At 56.3% G+C, this 20845-nt stretch carries 20 protein-coding genes; 11 read left to right on the top strand and 9 right to left on the bottom strand.

What is annotated here, in order from left to right; translation table 11 throughout:
- Positions 1-150: 150 nt before the first annotated feature.
- Genes yjfF through ytfQ form a run of 4 tightly spaced genes read right to left on the bottom strand, consistent with a single transcriptional unit; the run spans position 151 to position 4675 of the window.
- Positions 151-1137 carry a galactofuranose ABC transporter, permease protein YjfF gene (yjfF, locus tag IBT46_RS05535; protein ID WP_105594923.1) on the bottom strand — a complete coding sequence of 329 codons (987 nt, stop codon included), beginning with the start codon at positions 1135-1137 and terminating at the stop codon, positions 151-153.
- On the bottom strand, positions 1130-2149 hold the full coding sequence (gene ytfT / locus IBT46_RS05530; RefSeq protein WP_200544699.1) for a galactofuranose ABC transporter, ATP-binding protein YtfT: 1020 nt from the start codon (positions 2147-2149) through the stop codon (positions 1130-1132). The genes yjfF and ytfT overlap by 8 nt, the downstream gene beginning before the upstream one ends.
- Positions 2142-3665 (bottom strand): galactofuranose ABC transporter, ATP-binding protein YtfR, encoded by a 1524-nt coding sequence (gene ytfR, locus IBT46_RS05525; protein WP_200544697.1) that lies wholly within the window; start codon positions 3663-3665, stop codon positions 2142-2144. Before ytfR ends, ytfT begins: the two co-directional genes overlap by 8 nt.
- A gap of 53 nt (positions 3666-3718) precedes the next feature.
- On the bottom strand, positions 3719-4675 hold the full coding sequence (gene ytfQ, locus IBT46_RS05520; protein WP_105594926.1) for a galactofuranose ABC transporter, galactofuranose-binding protein YtfQ: 957 nt from the start codon (positions 4673-4675) through the stop codon (positions 3719-3721).
- A 458-nt stretch (positions 4676-5133) separates the two neighbouring features.
- Here ytfQ and ydgT point away from each other — a divergent pair, with 458 nt between their 5' ends.
- The 11 genes from ydgT (at position 5134) to gstA (ending at position 15899) form a co-directional block, all read left to right on the top strand.
- Positions 5134-5349, top strand: a complete 216-nt coding sequence (ydgT, locus tag IBT46_RS05515; protein WP_105595011.1) for a transcription modulator YdgT — start codon at positions 5134-5136, stop codon at positions 5347-5349.
- Between the two features lie 109 nt (positions 5350-5458).
- A complete protein-coding gene (locus IBT46_RS05510) occupies positions 5459-5902 on the top strand; it encodes a DUF2569 domain-containing protein (protein WP_200544695.1) in 444 nt (147 codons plus the stop codon).
- A 209-nt stretch (positions 5903-6111) separates the two neighbouring features.
- A complete protein-coding gene (gene rsxA, locus IBT46_RS05505) occupies positions 6112-6693 on the top strand; it encodes an electron transport complex subunit RsxA (RefSeq protein ID WP_105594928.1) in 582 nt (193 codons plus the stop codon).
- On the top strand, positions 6693-7268 hold the full coding sequence (rsxB, locus tag IBT46_RS05500) for an electron transport complex subunit RsxB (RefSeq protein ID WP_200544693.1): 576 nt from the start codon (positions 6693-6695) through the stop codon (positions 7266-7268). Before rsxA ends, rsxB begins: the two co-directional genes overlap by 1 nt.
- Entirely contained in the window at positions 7261-9855 is a 2595-nt protein-coding gene (gene rsxC, locus IBT46_RS05495) for an electron transport complex subunit RsxC (protein ID WP_200544691.1), read from the top strand. The genes rsxB and rsxC overlap by 8 nt, the downstream gene beginning before the upstream one ends.
- Entirely contained in the window at positions 9856-10917 is a 1062-nt protein-coding gene (rsxD, locus tag IBT46_RS05490; protein ID WP_200544689.1) for an electron transport complex subunit RsxD, read from the top strand.
- Positions 10917-11549, top strand: a complete 633-nt coding sequence (rsxG, locus tag IBT46_RS05485; RefSeq protein ID WP_200544828.1) for an electron transport complex subunit RsxG — start codon at positions 10917-10919, stop codon at positions 11547-11549. The genes rsxD and rsxG overlap by 1 nt, the downstream gene beginning before the upstream one ends.
- Complete coding sequence (locus IBT46_RS05480; protein WP_105594933.1) at positions 11542-12243, top strand: electron transport complex subunit E; 702 nt, start codon at positions 11542-11544, stop codon at positions 12241-12243. The genes rsxG and IBT46_RS05480 overlap by 8 nt, the downstream gene beginning before the upstream one ends.
- Positions 12240-12875, top strand: coding sequence for an endonuclease III (gene nth / locus IBT46_RS05475; protein WP_200544687.1), 636 nt, complete (start codon positions 12240-12242; stop codon positions 12873-12875). The genes IBT46_RS05480 and nth overlap by 4 nt, the downstream gene beginning before the upstream one ends.
- A gap of 682 nt (positions 12876-13557) precedes the next feature.
- Positions 13558-15051, top strand: a complete 1494-nt coding sequence (gene dtpA / locus IBT46_RS05470) for a dipeptide/tripeptide permease DtpA (RefSeq protein WP_200544685.1) — start codon at positions 13558-13560, stop codon at positions 15049-15051.
- A gap of 242 nt (positions 15052-15293) precedes the next feature.
- Positions 15294-15899, top strand: coding sequence for a glutathione transferase GstA (gene gstA / locus IBT46_RS05465; protein ID WP_105594936.1), 606 nt, complete (start codon positions 15294-15296; stop codon positions 15897-15899).
- A gap of 105 nt (positions 15900-16004) precedes the next feature.
- On the opposite strand, the gene pdxY is transcribed toward gstA, so the two are convergent.
- The 5 genes from pdxY to anmK form a co-directional block, all read right to left on the bottom strand.
- Positions 16005-16865 carry a pyridoxal kinase PdxY gene (gene pdxY / locus IBT46_RS05460; RefSeq protein WP_200544683.1) on the bottom strand — a complete coding sequence of 287 codons (861 nt, stop codon included), beginning with the start codon at positions 16863-16865 and terminating at the stop codon, positions 16005-16007.
- A gap of 79 nt (positions 16866-16944) precedes the next feature.
- Positions 16945-18219 carry a tyrosine--tRNA ligase gene (tyrS, locus tag IBT46_RS05455; protein WP_200544681.1) on the bottom strand — a complete coding sequence of 425 codons (1275 nt, stop codon included), beginning with the start codon at positions 18217-18219 and terminating at the stop codon, positions 16945-16947.
- A gap of 145 nt (positions 18220-18364) precedes the next feature.
- Positions 18365-19024, bottom strand: a complete 660-nt coding sequence (gene pdxH / locus IBT46_RS05450) for a pyridoxamine 5'-phosphate oxidase (RefSeq protein WP_200544679.1) — start codon at positions 19022-19024, stop codon at positions 18365-18367.
- A 65-nt stretch (positions 19025-19089) separates the two neighbouring features.
- Positions 19090-19404 carry an MliC family protein gene (locus tag IBT46_RS05445; RefSeq protein WP_123330359.1) on the bottom strand — a complete coding sequence of 105 codons (315 nt, stop codon included), beginning with the start codon at positions 19402-19404 and terminating at the stop codon, positions 19090-19092.
- A gap of 63 nt (positions 19405-19467) precedes the next feature.
- Positions 19468-20586 carry an anhydro-N-acetylmuramic acid kinase gene (gene anmK / locus IBT46_RS05440; protein ID WP_200544677.1) on the bottom strand — a complete coding sequence of 373 codons (1119 nt, stop codon included), beginning with the start codon at positions 20584-20586 and terminating at the stop codon, positions 19468-19470.
- Between the last annotated feature and the right edge of the window lie 259 nt (positions 20587-20845).

The raw sequence follows: 20845 nt of genomic DNA, 5'->3' as shown, positions 1-20845 counted from the left end.
CGGGTGTCTGCCGCACGGATGCGGCAGCCAAGCCTCCAGGGAGGATTCACGGCGACCCGGCGTTCTGCCCGTAACGGTCGCCCCGTTCGCCAATCTCGCCGCGAAAATCCTCCACCATCAGATTACCGCTCTTCCGAAACACCCCAACTATCAGGTACTCAACCGCTTAACCGGCGCATTCTGCTGGCGATCCCACATCACCGTCAGCAACCGCTGGAGCGCGATAAAGGCAAACAGCAGCACGCCGATGGCAATCTTCGTCCACCAGGAACTCAGTGTACCGTCGAAGTTAATCCAGGTCTGAATCAGCCCCTGAATCAGCACGCCAAACAGCGTTCCCAGCACCGTGCCCACGCCGCCGGATAGCAGGGTGCCGCCGATCACCACCGACGCAATGGCATCCAGCTCCACGCCCATACCCGCCAGCGCATAGCCCGCCGAGGTATAGATGGAGAAAACAATTCCTGCCAGCGTCGCCAGCCCGGAGGACAGCATGTAAATACGTATCGTGGTACTGCGGGTGGAGATGCCCATCAGCTGCGCCGAAGTGGCGTTACCGCCGATGGCATACACCTGGCTACCGAAGCGGCTGCGGTGGGCGACGATAATTCCCAGCGCGACCACCATCAGCATAATCAGCGCCAGCAGGCTGAGACGCCCTCCTCCCGGAATTTTCCAGGCCATCGACGACAGCGTGGAATACAGTGGGTGATCGATCGGCAGCGAACTTTCCGCCACAAGATAGCTACAGCCGCGCAGGAAGAACATCCCGGCCAGGGTGATGATGAATGCCGGAATTTTTAAAGCATCGATCAGCCATCCCATAAAGGCACCAAATGCCGATCCCATCACCATCACCAGACCGAACGCCACAAACGGATGCAGGTGGAAATCGCCGATGGCGCGGGCGAGGAACACCCCGGTGAAGGCAATCACCGCGCCAACCGACAGATCGATACCGCCGGAGAGGATCACAAAGGTCATGCCGACGGCGATAATGCCAAGAAAAGCGTTATCGGTCAGAATATTGGCAATCACACGGGTTGATGCAAAGCCGGGGAACTGGCTCAGGCAGAACAGATAACCGACCACGAATACCAGCAGGGTTATCATTAACGGAAGATGACGTTTAACCACCGCGCGGCCCTCTTTTAAACAGTTGAATAAAGCGTGGTGACTGCAACAGCAGCACAATCATCACCACCACCGCCTTCACGACCTGATTCAGTTCGGGCGGGAAGCCGGAAAGCAGGATCCCGGTGTTCATCGCCTGGATAATCAGCGCGCCGATCAGCGACAGCAGCAGATTAAAGCGGCCACCCATCAGTGAAGCCCCGCCGATAACCACCGCAAGGATCGCATCCAGCTCCAGCCACAATCCGGCGTTGTTGGCGTCGGCTCCGCGAATATCCGCCGCCACGATCAGTCCGGCTACCGCCGCACACAGCCCGCTCAGCACGTAGGTGCTCATCACCACCAGCCAGCCGTTAACCCCGGCGTTACGCGCGGCGCGCAGGTTGATACCGACGGCCTCGATAAACATGCCAAGCGCGGTTTTACGGGTCAGAAGCCAGACCACCAAAGCCAGTGCGATAGTGATCCAGAGCGGAACCGGCAGGTAGAACAGCGTACCGCTGCCGAGCCGTGCCAGCGCATCGCTGTTAAACGTAACGATCTGCCCCTGAGTGATCAGCTGTGCGATACCGCGCCCGGCAACCATCAGGATCAGCGTGGCAACAAAGGGCTGGATTTTAAGCAGCGACACCAGTATGCCGTTCCACAGTCCACACAGCAGGCCGCTGCCCAGCGTCACCAGAATCACCACCACCAGACTGTGCCCGGCTACGGTCATCGTGGCCGCGGTTGCCCCGGCGATGGCCATCACTGCGCCCACCGACAGGTCGATCCCGCCGGTGGCAATGACCAGCGTCATCCCAATAGCCAGAATCGCCACAGGCGCGGCACGGTTGAGAATATCGATCGGGCTGCCGAACAGCCGCCCGTCCTGCAGATGAATGGCAAAGAAGTTGTTCGCCACCATGCTGTCGATCAGCAGCACCAGGATCAACGCACCGATCTGCGGCAGTCCCGGCGGTAATTTACGTTTCAACATCGGCGTTTTCCCCGGTAGAAAATGGCTCTCAAGCATGCTGTTCTCCCCCTGCCGCAATAGCGTTAACGATGGCGGCAACCGACAGCTGTTCCAGCGGGATTTCGGCTACCTGCTGCCTGTCGCGCAGGATCACCACCCGATCGGCGTAGCCGACCAGCTCTTCCAGTTCTGATGAGATCACCAGTAACGCCAGGCCGTCTGCGCAGAGCGTTTCAATCAGGCGAATAATTTCAGCGTGCGCACCCACATCGATGCCGCGCGTCGGCTCATCAAGGATTAAAAACTGCGGACGGGTCACCAGCCAGCGGGAAAGCAGCACCTTCTGCTGATTGCCGCCGGAAAGCAGCTCCACCGGCTGCTCGGCATCCGGCGTGCGGATACCCAGGCTTTTAATAAAGCGTTCGGCAATTTCCTGCTGCTCGCGGCGCTTAATGGGCCGCAGCCAGCCGCGCTGCGCCTGCAGGGCCAGAATGATATTTTCACGCACCGAAGCAGCCCCGATAATACCGTCGGTTTTGCGATCCTCCGGGCAGAAGCCCATCCCTAAACGGGAGGCCTGAGCCGGGGTGCGGATAGTCTGCGCTTTGCCTTTGATAACGGCCGTGCCGGAGTCGGCGCGCTTAATGCCAAACAGCAGTTCGGCGGTTTCAGTACGCCCGGAACCGAGCAGGCCAGCCAGACCCACGGCTTCACCCGGCCGTACACTCAGACTGAACGGTTCAATGGTGCCTTTTTTACCGTAGTCCTTAAATTCCACCACCGGGGTGTCGCTTCGCAGCGTACTGCCGGCACGCTGTAGCGCCGTTTCCAGCAGCTCGCGGCCGAGCATCAGCTTAATCAGCTCAATCTGCGGCAGTGAGCGGGTATCGCGGGTGGCGATAAACTGTCCGTTACGCAGTACGGTGATGCGGTCGGTAATGCGATATACCTGGTCGAGGAAGTGGGTGACGAAGATCAGGCTCATACCTTTCGCCCGCAGCTGACTCATCAGGGTGAACAGCATCTCCACTTCGCTGGCATCCAGGCTGGCGGTCGGTTCGTCGAGGATCAGCACCTTCGCCGACAGGTTCACCGCGCGGCAGATGGCGATAATCTGCTGCATGGCGACCGAGTAGTGGCCCAGCGGCCGGGTCACGTCCAGCTCGAAGCCATAATCGTTAAGCAGTTTTACCGCGCGCTGGTTCAGCGTTTTGCGATCGATCAGTCCAAAACGCTTTGGCTCGCGGCCAATAAACAGATTGTCCGCCACCGACATATTCGGCAGCAGGTTCACTTCCTGATACACCGTGCCGATGCCCAGCTCCTGAGCTTCGGCGGTGTTGCGCGGGTTAATTGCTTGCCCGGAGAGTGAAATCGAACCGGTATCGCGCTGATACACGCCGGTCAGCACTTTAATCAGCGTGGACTTCCCCGCGCCGTTTTCACCCAGCAGCGCCATAATTTCGCCCGGGCGGATATCAAAGGAAACATTATCCAGCGCGCGCACGCCGGGAAAGGATTTACTGACGCCGCTGATTTCCAGAAGCGTTGCAGAGGAGGTGTCGATGGTCATACGCTGCGCCTCAAACCATGAAAAAAGCCGCTCCGGGTGGAGCGGCACGTGGCTCAGTAACCCATACCTTTTTTACGATCCAGCTGTGCCTGTGCGTCCGCAGGCAGGAACAGTTTGGTTTCGGTTTTAATGATTTTTGGCGGGACGGTGCCGTCTTTTTTCAGTTTTTCCAGCGCATCGAAGGCCGGACCAGCCATGTTCGGCGTCAGCTCAACGTTGGCGTTAGCTTCCCCGGCCAGCATCGCTTTATAGATATCCGGCACGCCGTCAATCGATCCGGTCAGAATGTCTTTACCCGGCTTGAGTCCGGCTTCTTTAATCGCCTGAATGGCACCGATAGCCATATCGTCGTTGTGCGCGTATACCATGCAGATGTTTTTGCCGTTGTTCTCGGCCTTGATAAAGCTCTCCATCACTTCTTTACCCTTGCTGCGGGTAAAGTCCCCGCTCTGCGAGCGGATCACTTTGATGTTCGGGGTATTGGCAATCGCTTCGGCAAAGCCTTTTTTACGATCGATGGCTACGCTGGCGCCGACGGTGCCCTGTAGTTCTACAACGTTACAGGGTTTGCCAGCCTGCTCTTTCACCAGCCAGTCGCCGATCAGCTTGCCTTCATAGACGTTATCCGCCGTGACCACCGCCTGATACAGCGATTTATCCTTCACCACGATAGCTCGGTCCAGCAGGAATACCGGGATCTTGGCATCCTTCGCTTCTTCCAGCACGGGTTCCCAGCCGGTTTGCACCACTGGCGCAATAAAGATGGCATCTACGCCCTGAGCGATAAATGAGCGTACCGCTTTGATCTGGTTCTCTTGTTTTTGCTGACCATCAGCAATTTTCAGTGTAATTCCGCGCTTCTGCGCCTCGGTTTTTGCCACGCTGGTTTCAGCTGCACGCCAGCCCGATTCGGAGCCAACCTGAGAGAAGCCAACGGTCATTGATTCAGCCAGCACGGGAGCAGACAGGCTTGCGCTGATAAGGACAGGTAAGAGTAAACGCTTCCACATGATCATTTTTCCTCTGATGGGATTTTGCCGTATAGGGTAACTGCACCTAAATCTTGGACTATTAGTGGAAAAACATATTCGACAACGCTCACAAAACGCTACAAATCAAAGAGATTAGGTAAATTGCGCCGCAAAAATCAGCGTCTGGAATATGGATAATTCGCCTGCAATAAATGAAAATCAGGTTAAATAAGTGTAATAAACAGAAGCGGTTGCGGACTGAGCATTTGGAAGCGATTACAGCACCGCGTGAAGTTCTGTCATTCTTCGCGGTGTGAATTGCGGATTAGGAATTATCCTGAACTGTGATGTTTCTCACGATTCATCAGCGTTTCCCACTGATTCTTCACAAAATTAATCAGTTATCCGAAACTGATGTTTTTTAACATTAGAGAGATGGATTCCGTAAGTAGCCGTTATATACTGATTTTCTTCTACTGCTGCACGATATGGGCCTCATGAGCATTCACGACTACCTTTTAAAGTTTCGCAAAGTTAACAACCTTGAAAGTTTGGAAAAACTTTTCGATCACCTCAATTATACGCTCACTGAGGATAGTGAAATCATCTTAATGTATCGTGCAGCCGATCATCGCCGCGCCGAGCTGGCCTCCGGCGGTCGTCTATTTGACCCGGGCTGCGTACCGAAAACGCTCTGGCACTATGTTGTATAAAACCGCTAAAGCTGTCTTAGCCTGGTGATTCGGCAGGTATTTTTCCGTATAGTTGGCTTCTGCTAATGCGAAGTTATCGCATTTATTCTGGCTATATTGAGGACTTCGCGTGGCTGTAGATTCCAAAAATCGCATCGGAGGCTGGCTACTGGTGCCACTGGCCTGGCTGATCATGACCTTACTGACCAGCGCCCTGGTGATGGCACTGTACCTCAGTGCCCTGTTCGATCCTGCCATGCGCCATCAGCTGTTCACGCAGGACAGTGCGGTACTACTGAACTGGGGGCTGTCGCTGCTCACCTCGACGCTGGTATGGTTTTACACTGGCTGGGTAACATGGATTTTCTGCAAACGCTCCCGCCGCCTTCCCCGACACTATATTATCTGGCTGTTAATTACCGTGGTGCTGGCGTTAAAAACCTTCGCGTTTGCCCCGGTGGCGGATGGCCGCGCAGTGCAGACCCTGCTTATCGCACTGCTGGCAGCGGGTATTCTCGTTCCCTACTTCAAACGTTCAAAACGGGTGAAAGATACCTTCACTGCCGATTGCTGATGCAAAAACCGTCAAGAATTTAATCGTGAGTGCGCTATAACACCGTTGAATAGCGCACAACGGTTGTGGTCCGGCGGGCAATATCCGATAATAAATCCCTGCAATTTTAAGCTGCAGCGCTGACAACCCGCGTGAGTATTGCCGCCGGTTAACAGTACTGACCTTCGGGTCGCTAAAATCTGCTCTTTCTTCTTTTTTCAGGCATAAGAATGACCGACTACCTGCTCCTTTTTATTGGCACAGTGCTGGTGAATAACTTCGTTCTGGTGAAGTTTCTCGGCCTTTGTCCCTTTATGGGCGTTTCCAAAAAACTGGAAACGGCAATTGGCATGGGACTCGCCACCACTTTTGTTATTACTCTGGCCTCAATCTGCGCGTGGCTGGTGAATCACCTGATCCTGCTGCCGCTCGATCTGGTCTATCTACGTACCATGGCCTATATCCTGGTGATTGCCGTGGTAGTTCAGTTCACTGAAATGGTGGTGCGTAAAACCAGCCCCGATTTATATCGCCTGCTGGGGATTTTCCTGCCGCTGATTACCACCAACTGTGCCGTGCTGGGCGTGCCGCTGCTGAGCGTTAACCTCAATCACACCTTCCTGCAGGCCGCACTGTATGGCTTTAGCGCCTCGCTCGGTTTTTCGCTGGTGATGGTGCTGTTTGCCGGTATCCGCGAACGTCTGGTGCTGGCCGATGTGCCCGCGCCGTTCAAGGGTTCTTCCATTGCACTGGTTACCGCCGGGTTGATGGCGCTGGCCTTTATGGGCTTTACCGGTCTGGTTAAATTCTGATGACGCCGATTTGGATTGCAATTGCAGTATTAAGCGCCCTCAGTCTGGTGTTCGGGGGGCTGCTGGGCTATGCCTCACGCCGTTTCAAAGTTGAAGAAGACCCTATCGTTGAGCAGATCGATGCCCTGCTGCCGCAGAGCCAGTGCGGCCAGTGTACCTATCCTGGCTGCCGCCCCTATGCCGAAGCTGTGGCGAACGGCGGCGAAATGATTAACAAATGCGCCCCCGGCGGAGAGCAGACCATGCTCAAGCTGGCGGCGCTGCTTAACGTCGATCCGCAGCCGCTGGGCGAGGATGCTGAACTGGAGCCGGAGCGCAAAGTTGCCTGGATTGACGAAGCCAACTGCATCGGCTGTACCAAATGCATCCAGGCCTGCCCGGTTGATGCCATTGTTGGTGCCACCCGCGCGATGCATACCGTGCTGACCGATGTCTGTACAGGCTGCGATCTTTGCGTTGCCCCCTGCCCGACCGACTGCATTGAAATGCGTCCGGTTGCAACGACCACTGCCAACTGGAAATGGGATCTGCAAACCATCCCGGTTCGGGTTATTCCTGTAGAAAGTCATGTTTAATCTGTTCAAGAGATTCAAAAAAGACACAATCTGGGACTTTGACGGTGGTATTCATCCGCCGGAAATGAAGACCCAGTCTAACGGCACGCCGCTGCGTCAGCTGCCGCTGCCTGACCGCTTTATTCTGCCCCTGAAGCAGCATATCGGTAGCGAAGGTGAAATCAGGGTGCAGCCAGGCGATAAAGTCCTGCGCGGAGATCCGCTGACCTTCGGTAACGGCCGGATGTTGCCGATCCACGCACCGACGTCCGGTACGGTCACTAAAATCGCCCCGCACATGACCGCACATCCTTCTGCGCTGGCCGAAATGTGCATCTTTATCGAGCCGGACGGCGAAGACCGCTGGTGCGAGAAACAAACGGTCAGCGACTATCGCCAGCTTGAGCGCAGCGAGGTGGTGGCACGGGTGCACAAAGCCGGCGTAGCCGGTCTGGGCGGTGCAGGATTCCCGACGGCAACCAAGCTGAGAGGCGGTCTGCGCGGGGTGAATACCCTGATTATCAACGCCGCCGAGTGCGAACCCTATATCACCGCTGACGATCGACTGATGCAGGACTGTGCTGCAGAAGTGCTGGAAGGCAGCCGAATACTGGCGTGGATACTCAACGCCGAGCGCGTACTTATCGGCATTGAAGATAACAAACCGGAAGCGATTGCCGCACTGAAAGTGGCGCTCGGCAACGAACGCGATCTGCAAATTCGGGTGATCCCGACCAAATATCCCTCCGGCGGTGCCAAACAGCTGACCCGTATTCTGACCGGTAAGGAAGTGCCGCACGGCGGGCGTTCCACCGATATCGGCGTGCTGATGCAGAACGTCGGCACCGCGTTTGCGGTTAAGCGCGCGGTGGTTGACGGTGAGCCACTGACCGAACGCGTGGTGACTCTGACCGGTGAAGCCGTAAAGCGCCCAGGCAACGTCTGGGGCCGCATCGGTACGCCGATCAGCCACCTGTTACAGCAGGCGGATTTCGAGCCTGGCAACGAACAGATGGTGGTGATGGGCGGCCCGCTGATGGGCTTTACACTGCCGTCGCTGGACGTCCCGGTGGTGAAAATCACCAACTGCATCCTGGCCCCTTCCGCCAGTGAGATGGGCGCCAGCGAGCCGGAAAAAGGCTGCATCCGCTGTAGCGCCTGCGCCGACGCCTGCCCGGCCGGTCTGCTGCCTCAGCAGCTTTACTGGTACAGCCGCGGCGGCGATCACGATAAAGCCCGTGCGCATAATATTGCCGACTGCATCGAGTGCGGTGCCTGTGCCTACGTTTGCCCGAGCAATATTCCGCTGGTGCAGTATTACCGCCAGGAGAAAGCCGAAATCCAGGCTATCGATCTGGAATCGGAACGCAATGCGCTGGCCAAAGCCCGCTTTGAAGCCCGACAGCAGCGCCTTGAACGTGAGAAGCTGGCGCGTGAAGCGAAGCATCAGCAGGCGAAACGCACCGTTGCGACGACGGATGCCGATGCGCTCAATGCAGCACGCGAACGCGTGAAGGCGAAACAGCAGCAGGACCAGGCAGCGGATGTCGCTGCTATAGAAACGAATACGCGCCCGGCTGACGATGCCGCACGCACTGCGCTACGTGAAGCCCGGCGTGCCGAAGCGAAAGCACGCCAGGCCGAGAAGCAGGCTGAAACCGAACCGGCGACCCGCCAGGTGGAAGATCCGCGTAAGGCTGCCGTTGCGGCGGCGATTGCCCGTGCTAAAGCTAAGCAGGCTGCACAGGCGGGTGAATCTGTTGCAGAAGCTCCGGCGGCTAAATCTGAAGCTGCCGCTGAACCGGCTGCCACTGAAGATCCACGCAAAGCGGCGGTTGCGGCAGCGATTGCTCGCGCGAAGGCGAAGAAGGCAGCACAGGCGAGTGAGGACGCTACAGACGCGTCAGCAGTGAAGCCTGAAGCTGCAACTGAACCGGCTGCCGATGTCGATCCGCGTAAAGCGGCGGTTGCGGCCGCTATTGCTCGCGCGAAGGCGAAGAAAGCAGCACAAGCGGGTGATGTGGTTGCAGAGGTATATACCCCGGCGGTGAAGACTGAAGCTGCGGCCGAACCAGCTACTGATGCTGATCCGCGTAAAGCTGCTATCGCCGCTGCTATTGCCCGCGCTAAAGCGAAGAAAGCGGCGCAGGCAGGTGATGCAGCTGAAGAAGCTCCAGCCGTGGAGCCTGAAGCAGCAGTGGAAACCGTTACCGAAGTCGTTGCTGAACCGGCTGCCGCTGAAGATCCGCGCAAAGCCGCTATCGCAGCTGCGATTGCCCGCGCTAAGGCGAAGAAAGCCGCGCAGGCGGGTGATGCAGGTGAAGAGGCCCCTGCTGCGAAGCCTGAAGCAGCAGCGGAACCCGCTACAGAAGTCGTTGCTGAACCGGCAGCCGCTGAAGATCCGCGCAAGGCCGCAATCGCCGCTGCCATCGCCCGCGCTAAAGCGAAGAAAGCGGCGCAGGCGAGTGGCATTGATGCACAGCCGCCTGCGGTAGAAATTGAACAGGAAGCGGTCGCTTCTGATAATGCACGTAAAGCAGCGGTGGCTGCGGCGATTGCGCGGGTCAAAGCGCGCAAAGCTCAGCAGCCTTCGACGCAAGAGGATTAAATGGCATTTCGTATTGCAAGTTCGCCCTATACCCATAACCGCCGCAGCACCAGTACCATTATGCTGCTGGTGCTGCTTGCCGCTATTCCCGGCATGGCCGCGCAGTGGTACTTCTTCGGCTGGGGAAATATTATCCAGGTGTTAATCGCCGCCGCCGCCGGTGTGGGCGCGGAAGCCGCGATCCTGCGCCTGCGCAAGCTACCGCTGGCACCGACGCTCAAAGACAATTCTGCCCTGCTGACCGCCCTGCTGCTGGGGATCAGTATCCCGCCGCTGGCACCGTGGTGGATTGTGGTGATCGGGACTCTTTTTGCGGTGGTGATCTCCAAGCAGCTGTACGGCGGCCTGGGGCAGAACCCGTTCAACCCGGCGATGGTCGGCTATGTTGTATTGCTGATCTCCTTCCCGGTACAGATGACCAGCTGGCTGCCGCCGGATTCGTTACAGGGCATCACCCCGACCTTCAGCGACACGCTGAGCATGATTTTCCATTTCCACACTGTGGATGGTCATAACATGCAGCAGCTGCAGCTCGGCATTGACGGCATCAGCCAGGCAACGCCGCTGGATACCTTTAAGACCGGTCTGCGCGCCGGGCATTCCGCCGATCAGCTGCTGGCGCAGCCGATTTACAGTGGCGTGTTAGCCGGGCTTGGCTGGCAGTGGATTAACATTGGCTACCTGGCCGGCGGTATTTTCCTGCTGTGGACCAACAGCATTCGCTGGCATATTCCTGTCAGCTTTATCGGCTCGCTGGCGCTGTTTGCCACTATCGGCTGGCTGGCCTCGCCGGAAACCCTGGCGTCACCGATGATCCACGTGTTCTCCGGTGCCACCATGCTCGGTGCCTTCTTTATTGCTACCGATCCGGTTACCGCCTCCACCACCAATAAAGGACGGCTGGTTTACGGCGTGATGATTGGCCTGCTGGTCTGGCTGATCCGCAGTTTCGGCGGCTATCCGGACGGTGTTGCTTTCGCGGTACTGCTGGCGAATATCTGCGTTCCGCTGATTGACTACTACACGCAGCCGCGCGTTTACGGCCACGGTAAGGATAAATGATGCTGGATGCCATTCGTAAAAACGGCGTGACACTGGCGGTGTTTGCCGCCATCACCACCGGTATGACCGCAGTGATTAATACGGTGACCAAACCCACCATTGCGCATCAAACGGCGCTACAGCAGAAGGTCCTGCTGGACCAGGTGGTGCCCCCGGAGCTGTACAATAACTCGATACAGAAAGAGTGCTATATCGTCAGCAATCCGGCACTGGGCAACGGCGCACCGCACCATCTCTATCTGGCCCGTAAGGATGATAAACCGGTGGCCGTGGCAATTGAGACTACCGCGCCGGACGGCTATTCGGGCGCAATTCAGATGGTAGTCGGTGCCGATTTCAGCGGAACGGTTTACGGCACCCGTGTTGTTGAGCATCATGAAACGCCGGGGCTGGGTGATAAGATCGAGCTGCGTATTTCCGACTGGATTAACAGCTTTAACGGCAAAAAGGTCACCGGTGCCGATGATACGCATTTTGCGGTGAAAAAAGACGGCGGTGACTTCGACCAGTTTACCGGTGCGACCATCACCCCGCGTGCGGTGGTGAATGCAGTGAAGCGCACGACGTTGTATATTGAAACTTTATCCGGGCAGATTTCCTCGCTGCCAACCTGTGGAGATGCCAATGAGTGAAGCTAAAACCCTGCTGATCGGCGGGCTGTGGAAGAACAACTCGGCGCTGGTTCAGCTGCTGGGGCTTTGCCCGCTGCTGGCCGTGACCTCAACCGCCACCAACGCCCTCGGGCTGGGTCTGGCGACCACGCTGGTACTGACTCTGACCAACAGCGGCATATCGATGTCTCGCCGCTGGGTGCCGTCGGAAATTCGTATTCCGATTTACGTGATGATTATCGCTGCCGTGGTGAGCTGCGTGCAGATGCTGATTAACGCCTATGCCTATGGCCTGTATCAGTCGTTAGGGATTTTTATCCCGCTGATCGTCACCAACTGTATCGTCGTCGGCCGTGCGGAAGCCGTAGCATCGAAAAGCAGCATTCCGCTTTCCGCACTGGACGGCGCGGCGATCGGGCTGGGGGCCACCAGCGTGATGGTGGTGCTGGGTTCGATTCGCGAAATCATCGGCAACGGCACCATCTTCAACGGTGCCGATCAGCTGCTGGGTCCGTGGGCTAAAGTGATGCGTATCGAGGTGATTCATTTTGATTCGCCGATGCTGTTGGCGATGCTGCCACCGGGTGCGTTTATCGGCCTTGGTATGCTGCTTGCCGCGAAATATCTGATCGATAATAAAATGAAACAGCGCGCCGCCCTGAAAGCTGAAAAAGAAGCGCAGGCGGTGCTGCCGGATGGAAAAATGGCTCAGTGAACAAAGATAAACGTCAGCAGATTCTGACCCGCCTGCGGGATAATAACCCACATCCTACCACCGAGCTGATGTTCAACTCCCCTTTTGAACTGCTGATCGCCGTGCTGCTCTCGGCGCAGGCGACCGATGTCAGCGTGAATAAGGCGACCGCGAAGCTCTATCCGGTAGCCAACACGCCGGCAGCGATACTGGCGCTGGGTGTGGAGGGTGTGAAGGCGTTCATCAAGACCATCGGTCTGTTTAACAGCAAGGCAGAGAACGTGATTAAAACCTGCCGAATTTTGCTGGAGCAGCACGGTGGTGAAGTGCCGGAAAGCCGCGAAGCGCTGGAGGCACTGCCCGGCGTGGGTCGTAAAACCGCGAATGTAGTTTTAAACACGGCCTTTGGCTGGCCGACTATTGCGGTAGATACCCATATCTTCCGCGTCTGCAACCGGACCCGCTTTGCTCCCGGTAAAAATGTTGAACAGGTCGAAGAAAAGCTGCTGAAGGTGGTGCCGAAGGAGTTCAAGGTTGACTGCCATCACTGGCTGATACTGCACGGCCGCTATACCTGCGTGGCGCGCAAACCGCGCTGCGGCTCCTGCCTGATTGAAGATCTCTGCGAGTTTCCGGAAAAGGTAGAAATTTAACCTTCTTTCCGCGCCCTTTACTGCACCGTGCGACTCAGTATGAACGCACGGTGCAGAATATCCCCCTTGCCGTTTCAGCTCCAAATGCCTTCTTCCCCACGCAAAAACTACTCTCATTCCTTCATTCTGTATCGTTTGCGATACAAGAGCGCATATTCACCATTCCAATTCACTATCTGCGGCATATCCCCTGCAAATCACGGGGATACCGCAGGAAAGTTTTTTTATTTCGACAATTATCGGCATTTTTTTGACTTTAATCACAAAAAAGCACTGTAACAGCCAAGCACACCCACACCACGACCTAAATAACTGTTTCAAAACCATTTAATCCCACACAAGCAACACTATATGTCAATTTCACAGCCGTTTGCGACAGATGATATCACTAAGCCTCTCTTCAGCAGAGCACTCTCCTCATTGGCTAAAGCCTGCACCACACTAAAAATTAAAAACGCTTTAGTGTAAGATATCCAGCACTTAATGCTGTTTTATAGCCGAATTTGCCAGGTCACCGCCAAATAAATAGCGAAATTTAGCATTCAAAAAATGCTTGCCCTCAGAGGAACGATCGGCGAAATTGTTGGCCGCTTTTCCTGTTCTATAACTATAAGGCGAACGTACGTCCCGCGTTTCGTCAGCTTAATTCCTGCCACAAAACAGGTCTTATTTAGAGGTACACGTGTCTACTGCAAACAAACATCCCGAGGCGGCAAGCCTCAACGCTTTTAAACAGCCAAAAGCGTTTTATCTGATTTTCTCCGTTGAGCTGTGGGAGCGTTTTGGTTTTTACGGCCTGCAGGCCATTATGGCCGGTTATCTGGTCAATACGCTGGGCATGTCCGAAGCGCAGTCCGTAACGCTTTTCGCTTCCTTCAGCGCGCTGGTTTACGGCATGGTGGCCATCGGCGGCTGGCTGGGCGATAAGGTGCTGGGCACCAAACGCGTTATCGTGCTGGGTACTATTGTTCTCGCAGCCGGTTACGGACTAATCGCCTGGTCCGGCCATAATGTGTCGATGGTCTACCTCGGTATGGCGACCATCGCCGTGGGTAACGGCTTGTTTAAAGCCAACCCTTCCTCACTGTTGTCGACCTGCTATGCGAAAGACGATCCGCGTCTTGATGGCGCATTCACCATGTACTACATGTCGATCAACATTGGATCGTTCTTTTCGATGCTCGCTACCCCGGTTCTGGCGGCGAAATTTGGCTGGAGCGTGGCTTTCGCTCTCTCCTTTGTCGGGATGCTGATCACCCTGGTGAACTTCCTGCTGTTCCGTAAGACGGTCAAAGACTACGGTTCAAAGCCTGACTTCGCTCCAATGCATATGGGCAAGCTGCTGATCACGCTGGTCGGGGTTGCGGTGCTGATTACTCTGGCGTACTGGCTGTTACACAACCAGGGCATTGCCCGCATGGTTCTGGCCGTCATCGCTATCGGTATCGTGCTGGTGTTTGCTAAAGAAGCGCTGGCGCTGAAGGGCGTAGCCCGGCGTAAAATGATCCTCGCCTTCGTGCTGATGCTGGAAGCGATTGTGTTCTTTGTGCTGTATATGCAGATGCCAACCTCGCTGAACTTCTTCGCTATCCGTAACGTGGAACACAGCATTCTGGGGATTGCCTTTGAGCCTCAGCAGTATCAGGCGCTGAATCCACTGTGGATTATGGTGTTCAGCCCGCTGCTGGCCGCGATCTACAACAAAATGGGCGACCGCCTGCCGATGCCGCACAAGTTCGCGCTGGGTATGGTGCTGTGTTCTGCCGCCTTCCTCGTGCTGCCGCTGGGCGTCTCCTTCGCGAACGCGCAGGGCATTGTGCCGGTCAGCTGGTTGATTCTCAGCTATGCGCTGCAAAGCGTGGGCGAGCTGATGATCTCCGGCCTCGGTCTGGCGATGGTGGCGCAGCTGGTGCCACAGCGCCTGATGGGCTTCATTATGGGTTCATGGTTCCTGACCACCGCCGGTGCGGCAATGATTGCCGGTAACGTTGCCAGCATGATGGCCATCCCATCTGACATTACCAATCCTCTGGAATCACTGCATATCTACGGTGACGTCTTTATGAAGATTGGTGTTGTCACCGGCATTATCGCCGTGCTGATGCTGCTGACGGCATCGCGCCTGAACCGCATGACCCAGGATGATAAGCCAGAAGCGGTGAAAGTGACCGCCTGATAGCCTGACGGCCCGGAGCCCCCGCTCCGGGCCGGGGCCCCCGGCCCCGCCCCCCCCCCCCCCCCCCCCCCCCCCCCCCCCCCCCCCCCGCCGCCCCGGCCCCCCCGGGGGGGCCCGATTCCCCCTCCCACGCCCTCCTTCTGCATAAAACCGCATAATCAATTGATCTGTCGCGCTGACATTTCGCCACTCGCGCAGTAAGATAATCTTCGAACGCCCCCCAAAAATCTCAGGAGAACGCAATGAAGCTGTTCTGTAAACCCGGCGCCTGCTCGCTATCCCCCCATATTGTGCTGCGCGAAACCGGCATCGATTTCACTCTTGTAACGGTCGACCTCCAGACTAAAAAGACCGAACAGGGTGAAGATTATCTGCAGATCAACCCCAAAGGACAGGTTCCTGCTCTGCTGTTAAACGATGGTTCGCTGCTGACAGAAGGTGTGGCTATTGTGCAGTACCTGGCCGACCTGAAGAGCGATCGCCAGCTGCTGGCTCCGTGCGGCAGCCTGAATCGTTACCACACGCTGGAGTGGCTGAACTATGTCGCTACCGAGCTGCATAAGGGATTCAGTCCGCTGTTCCGCCCCAATACCCCGGATGAATTCAAAGCGAGCACGCGCGAGCTGCTGGAGAAGAAATTCAGCTATGTGAACGGCGAGCTGAAAGATAAGCAGTGGCTGATGGGTCTGCGCTTTACCGTGGCGGATGCCTACCTGTTTACCGTCACCCGCTGGGCTCATGCGCTCAAATTAGACCTGAGCGGACTGGATGCGCTTAACAGCTGGTTTGACCGCGTAGCCGAACGCCCGGCGGTTGCAGCAGCGCTGAAGGCAGAAGGCCTGGTTTGATAAACGTTCAGGTTCTTAAGATCTGAACAGTAGAAAAACGGGCAGGCGCTGAAGGCCTGCCCGACGAGTATTGTTGCTGCGCTGAGCGGGGATCTACCTGCGATATTACAGTTTTACCGCGTCAAAATGCTGTACGGGTTCCGCGATGGCATTCTGCGCCGCAACCAGTTGCAGTTCGTATTCGCCCATCTGATGCGTTTTCAACATCACTTCATATACTGCCGCAGTGACGTGCTCCAGAGACTGCTGCAGTGAGTGTCCGTGTAACAGATCCACCAGCAGCAGGCCACTGCTCAGATCGCCCACACCCACCGGCTGACGCACACCGAAGTCGATGAGCGGGCGGCTGATATGCCAGGCTTCATCAGCGGTGATTAACAGCATTTCGAAGCGGTCGCTACGATAGCCCGCACGTGCCAGATGCTTCACCAGCACCACCTTCGGCCCTTTTGCAATCAGCTCGCGCGAAACCTGAACCGCTTCGTCCACGCTGGCCACACTGCGGCCACTGAGGATCTCCAGCTCAAGCAGGTTTGGCGCAATAATATCACTGGCCGGCAGCGCATAAAGTCGATGAAACTCCGCTACGCCGGGAGCAACAATGCAGCCCTTTTCCGGGTGACCCATTACCGGATCGCAGAAATACCAGGCCTTAGGGTTCGCCGCCTTGACCATCCGAACGATTTCCAGAATCTGTTCGCCCTGCTCGGCGGAGCCCAGATAGCCACTCAGTACCGCATCACAGGTTTTCAGGCGATCGATATCGTTAATGCCACGGGCAATATCGGTAAGATGCGTTGCGGGCATCACCGTGCCGGTCCAGTGACCGTATTGAGTGTGGTTGGAAAACTGGACGGTATTTAATGGCCAAACGTTTGCGCCCATACGACGCATCGGGAACTCTGCCGCGCTGTTACCGGCGTGACCAAAAACCGTGTGGGACTGGATGGAGAGAATATTTTTCATCGTGCTGACCTGTACTTTCCTGCCAATAAAAAAGCCGGTTTACCCGGCTTTAGCAGCGAGGCTGACCCCGCGAGAGTTTTTATTTCCAGCAGATTAAGCTGTAATTCTTTTTGCCGCGGCGCAGTAGCGTGTAGCGGCCGAACAGACGATCGTCCTCGCCCGGAACATATTCCGCATTAGTTTGCAGCGCACCGTTAATGCTGATGGATTTTGCGTCGATCAGCTTACGGGCCTGTCCGCGTGACGGGGCCAGTTCGGCGTTAACCAGCGCCTGCTGCAGATCCTGACCGGCCTCCAGTTCAGCCGTTGGCATGCCGTCCTGCGCCAGCTGCGCCAGATCCTGTTCGTTCAGATCGCTCAGCGCGCCGGAGAACAGACTGTCGGTGATGCGTTTTGCCGCAGCCAGGCCATCAGCACCGTGAACCAACCCGGTAACCTGTTCCGCCAGCACATACTGCGCGCGCGGGGCTTTGCCGCTGTTTTTGTCTTCTTCTTCCAGCGCATTGATTTCTTCAATGCTCATAAAGGTGAAGAAATTCAGGAAGCGGTAAACGTCCGCATCGGCGGTGTTGATCCAGAACTGGTAGAACTTGTACGGGCTGGTTTTCTTCGGATCGAGCCACACCGCGCCGCCTTCGGTTTTGCCGAATTTGGTGCCGTCAGACTTGGTGATCAGCGGAACGGTCAGGCCAAAGACCTGGTTCTGGTGCAGACGACGGGTCAGATCGATGCCGGAGGTGATGTTACCCCACTGATCGGAGCCGCCAATCTGCAGTACCACGTCGTGACGCTCGTTCAGCGCGGCAAAGTCATAGCCCTGCAGCAGGTTGTAGGAGAACTCGGTAAACGAGATACCCTGGTCGTCGCGGTTCAGGCGCTGCTTAACGGCTTCACGGTTAATCATCTGGTTAACGGAGAAGTGTTTTCCGATATCACGCAGGAAGGTCAGCACGTTCATGCCGCCGAACCAGTCGTAGTTATTGGCCGCTATCGCGCTGTTGTCGCCGCAGTCGAAGTCGAGGAACGGCGCGACCTGGTGACGGATTTTCTCTACCCACTCGTTAACGGTATCGGTGGTGTTCAGCTGACGCTCAGTTGCTTTAAAGCTCGGGTCGCCGATCAGACCGGTTGCTCCACCCACCAGCGCCACCGGTCGGTGACCGGCATCCTGAAAGCGCTTCAGGCAGAGTAACGGTACCAGATGCCCCAAGTGCAAGCTGTCTGCGGTGGGATCGAAGCCGCAATAAAGGGAGATTTGGCCCTGCGCCAGTTTTTCTCCTAACGCGTCCTCATCCGTTACCTGGGCTACCAGGCCCCGCTCTTGCAATTGTTTGATCAGGTTACTGCTGGCCATCTAAGACTCCATGTAAAAAAAGTCTGCACCTAAGCTGGTACACAGCTTTCCGCTCACACGCGGAGAAAAATAAGGGATATAGAATAATGGCCCACTCCGCTCGAATCCAGCGGTTAAGCCATTATTTCACGTTTCATTTCGCGCTTCAGGGAGCCAGGCGGTCGATCGTCCAGGAATTGTCGTCTTCGCGCTGATAGAAGAAGCGATCGTGCAGACGGTGTGCGCCCCCCTGCCAGAACTCCATTGAGTCGATTTTGATGCGGAAACCGCCCCAGAAGCTGGGCAGTGGGATCTCACCCTGCTGGAATTTTTGCTTAAGCTCGAGGAATTTGCCTTCCAGCACGCCGCGCGCTGAGATGCGGCTGGACTGTTTTGAAACCCAGGCCCCCAGCTGGCTGTCGCGCGGGCGGCTGTGGAAATACTTAATCACTTCCAGCGTGGAGAGGCGCTCAACGCTGCCCAGCACCATCACCTGGCGCTCCAGCATATGCCAGGGAAACAGCAGGCTGATCTTCGGGTTTTTCTCCAGCTGCTGCGCCTTGCGGCTGCCAAGGTTGGTGTAAAACACCATACCCTGCTGGTCGAAATGCTTTAACAACACAATTCGCTGGTAAGGCTGCCCGTGCTCATCAACCGTCGCGACGCTCATCGCCGAGGGGTCCGGCAGCTGAGCCGCTACCGCCTGCTCGAACCACTGTTCAAACAGTTTCAACGGGTCATCGGGAAGATCCTTGCGGCGCAGGCCGCCACGGGTGTATTCGCGCCGCAGGTGGGCAATTTGTTGCAGGTGATCGCTGTCGCTCATCGCTCTGACTTCTGGTTGAGAAGGGATAAGGCATTGTGCGCCCCACCCTTCATAATTTCAATGGGTTAACCAGCGTTCTGCAGCTGGCAGTCGTTAATGATAATTTTGTCATTACGCTCAATAAAGGCAGAATCACCTTTCGACCAGAACACATAGTTGCCGTCGCTGTAACGGGTGCCCGATGCCGCCACCTGCTGTTTCAACGTCAGTTGATTGCCGTCCAGAATCATGCTGACTTCACTTTTCGCGTTGTCGAGCTGAACGGTTAGTGGCAGCGTTCCGCAGGTGTAATGCAGCGTTTTCGGCTGTTCCTCAGCGGAATGTTGAAAGTAGCTGCAGCCAGAAAGCAGCAGCGCTGCCACAAAAATCCCCTGTTTCATCGCTATCTCCTGTGTTTTTACGTCAGTTCAGCCCAGCGTAAAACGCTATTTCCGCAGATGCAATCAGCGTAATGGACGATTTGCCGGGAATATTGCCCCTATCACGCTGGCCTCGCGCGCACCGGTCACCGATGGCAAATTGCCCGGCAGCCCGCTCAGCGTCCGCCACGCCAGCCAGGCAAACGCCAGCGCTTCCATGTCGTCGCCGCTGATCCCCGCTTTATCGGTGCTGTTGACTTCCGTACCCGGAATCAGCGCCACCAGTCGGGCGATCAGTTGCAGGTTGCGAGCGCCACCGCCGCACACCAGCAAGCGGTCACAACCGCCGCTAAGCAATACCTGCTCGGCGATGGTGGTCGCGGTCAGCTCGATTAATGTGGCCTGAACATCCTGAGCGGCAAGGCCCGGGAACATCGCCAGATGGCGTTCCAGCCAGCCGAGATTAAAGTATTCCCTGCCGGTGCTTTTCGGTGCGCTCAGTGCGAAATAGGGATCGCTGAGCATTTGCTGCAACAGCGGATAGATAATGCGACCGCCCGCTCCCCAGGCACCGTCGAGATCGTAGGGTTTACCCTGCTGCCGCCAGATCCAGGCATCAAGCAGCATATTGCCCGGTCCGGTGTCAAAACCACGCGGTGCATGACCGGGCATCAGCAGAGAGAGATTAGCGATGCCACCGATATTGAGTACCATTCTGCGCTCGCTGGGATGCATCAATACCGCATGGTGGAAAGCAGGAACCAGCGGTGCCCCCTGCCCGCCGAGCGCCATATCCCGGCGGCGGAAATCGCCTACAACCGTAATACCGGTGGCAGCGGCAATCTGATTATTGTCGCCAATTTGCAGGGTATTGGGCGCGTCTCCGTGCGGTTCATGCCATACGGTTTGCCCGTGACACCCAATCGCTGTGATATCTTCATGGCTCAACCCCTGGCGTTTGAGCAGCGTATTAATGGCCTCGGCAAACAGTCTCCCCAGCCGGGTGTCCAGCTGGCCAAGCTGAGAAAGTGTCAACGGTTGCCCCTGACAGATAGCCAGAATCTGCAGCTTGAGTTCGTGCGGAATGGGATGCGAATAGCTGGCCTGCTGCGCCACCATATGCTGGTCAATCGCAGCAATCACCACGTCCACACCGTCCAGACTGGTGCCCGACATCACACCGATATAGCGTCCCGATTTCATGCGTCTGCCTTAACCCCGTTGAAGGGCATGAGAATGATGCTGCCAGCCTGGCAAAATATGGTTAGCAATACCATGATTTAGTGAACATTTTTTTATTCTCGCTGTCATTTATTGCACCGCGAAGACATTTCATGCGGTGATTGACACGGTGTTTAAGCATCGCGGGCTATATTTTCTTTTACTTTTTTCATTTCCAATAGTGAGAAATGCACAGCTGGTAACATATAATGATGCCATTACGGCTGCCTGACTATGTGCA

This window comes from Erwinia sp. S38 (genome assembly GCF_016624545.1).
Classification (GTDB): Bacteria; Pseudomonadota; Gammaproteobacteria; order Enterobacterales; family Enterobacteriaceae; genus Erwinia; species Erwinia coffeiphila.
Note: the sequence above shows the minus strand (reverse complement) of the source record. Positions and strands in the feature narration are given on the sequence as shown.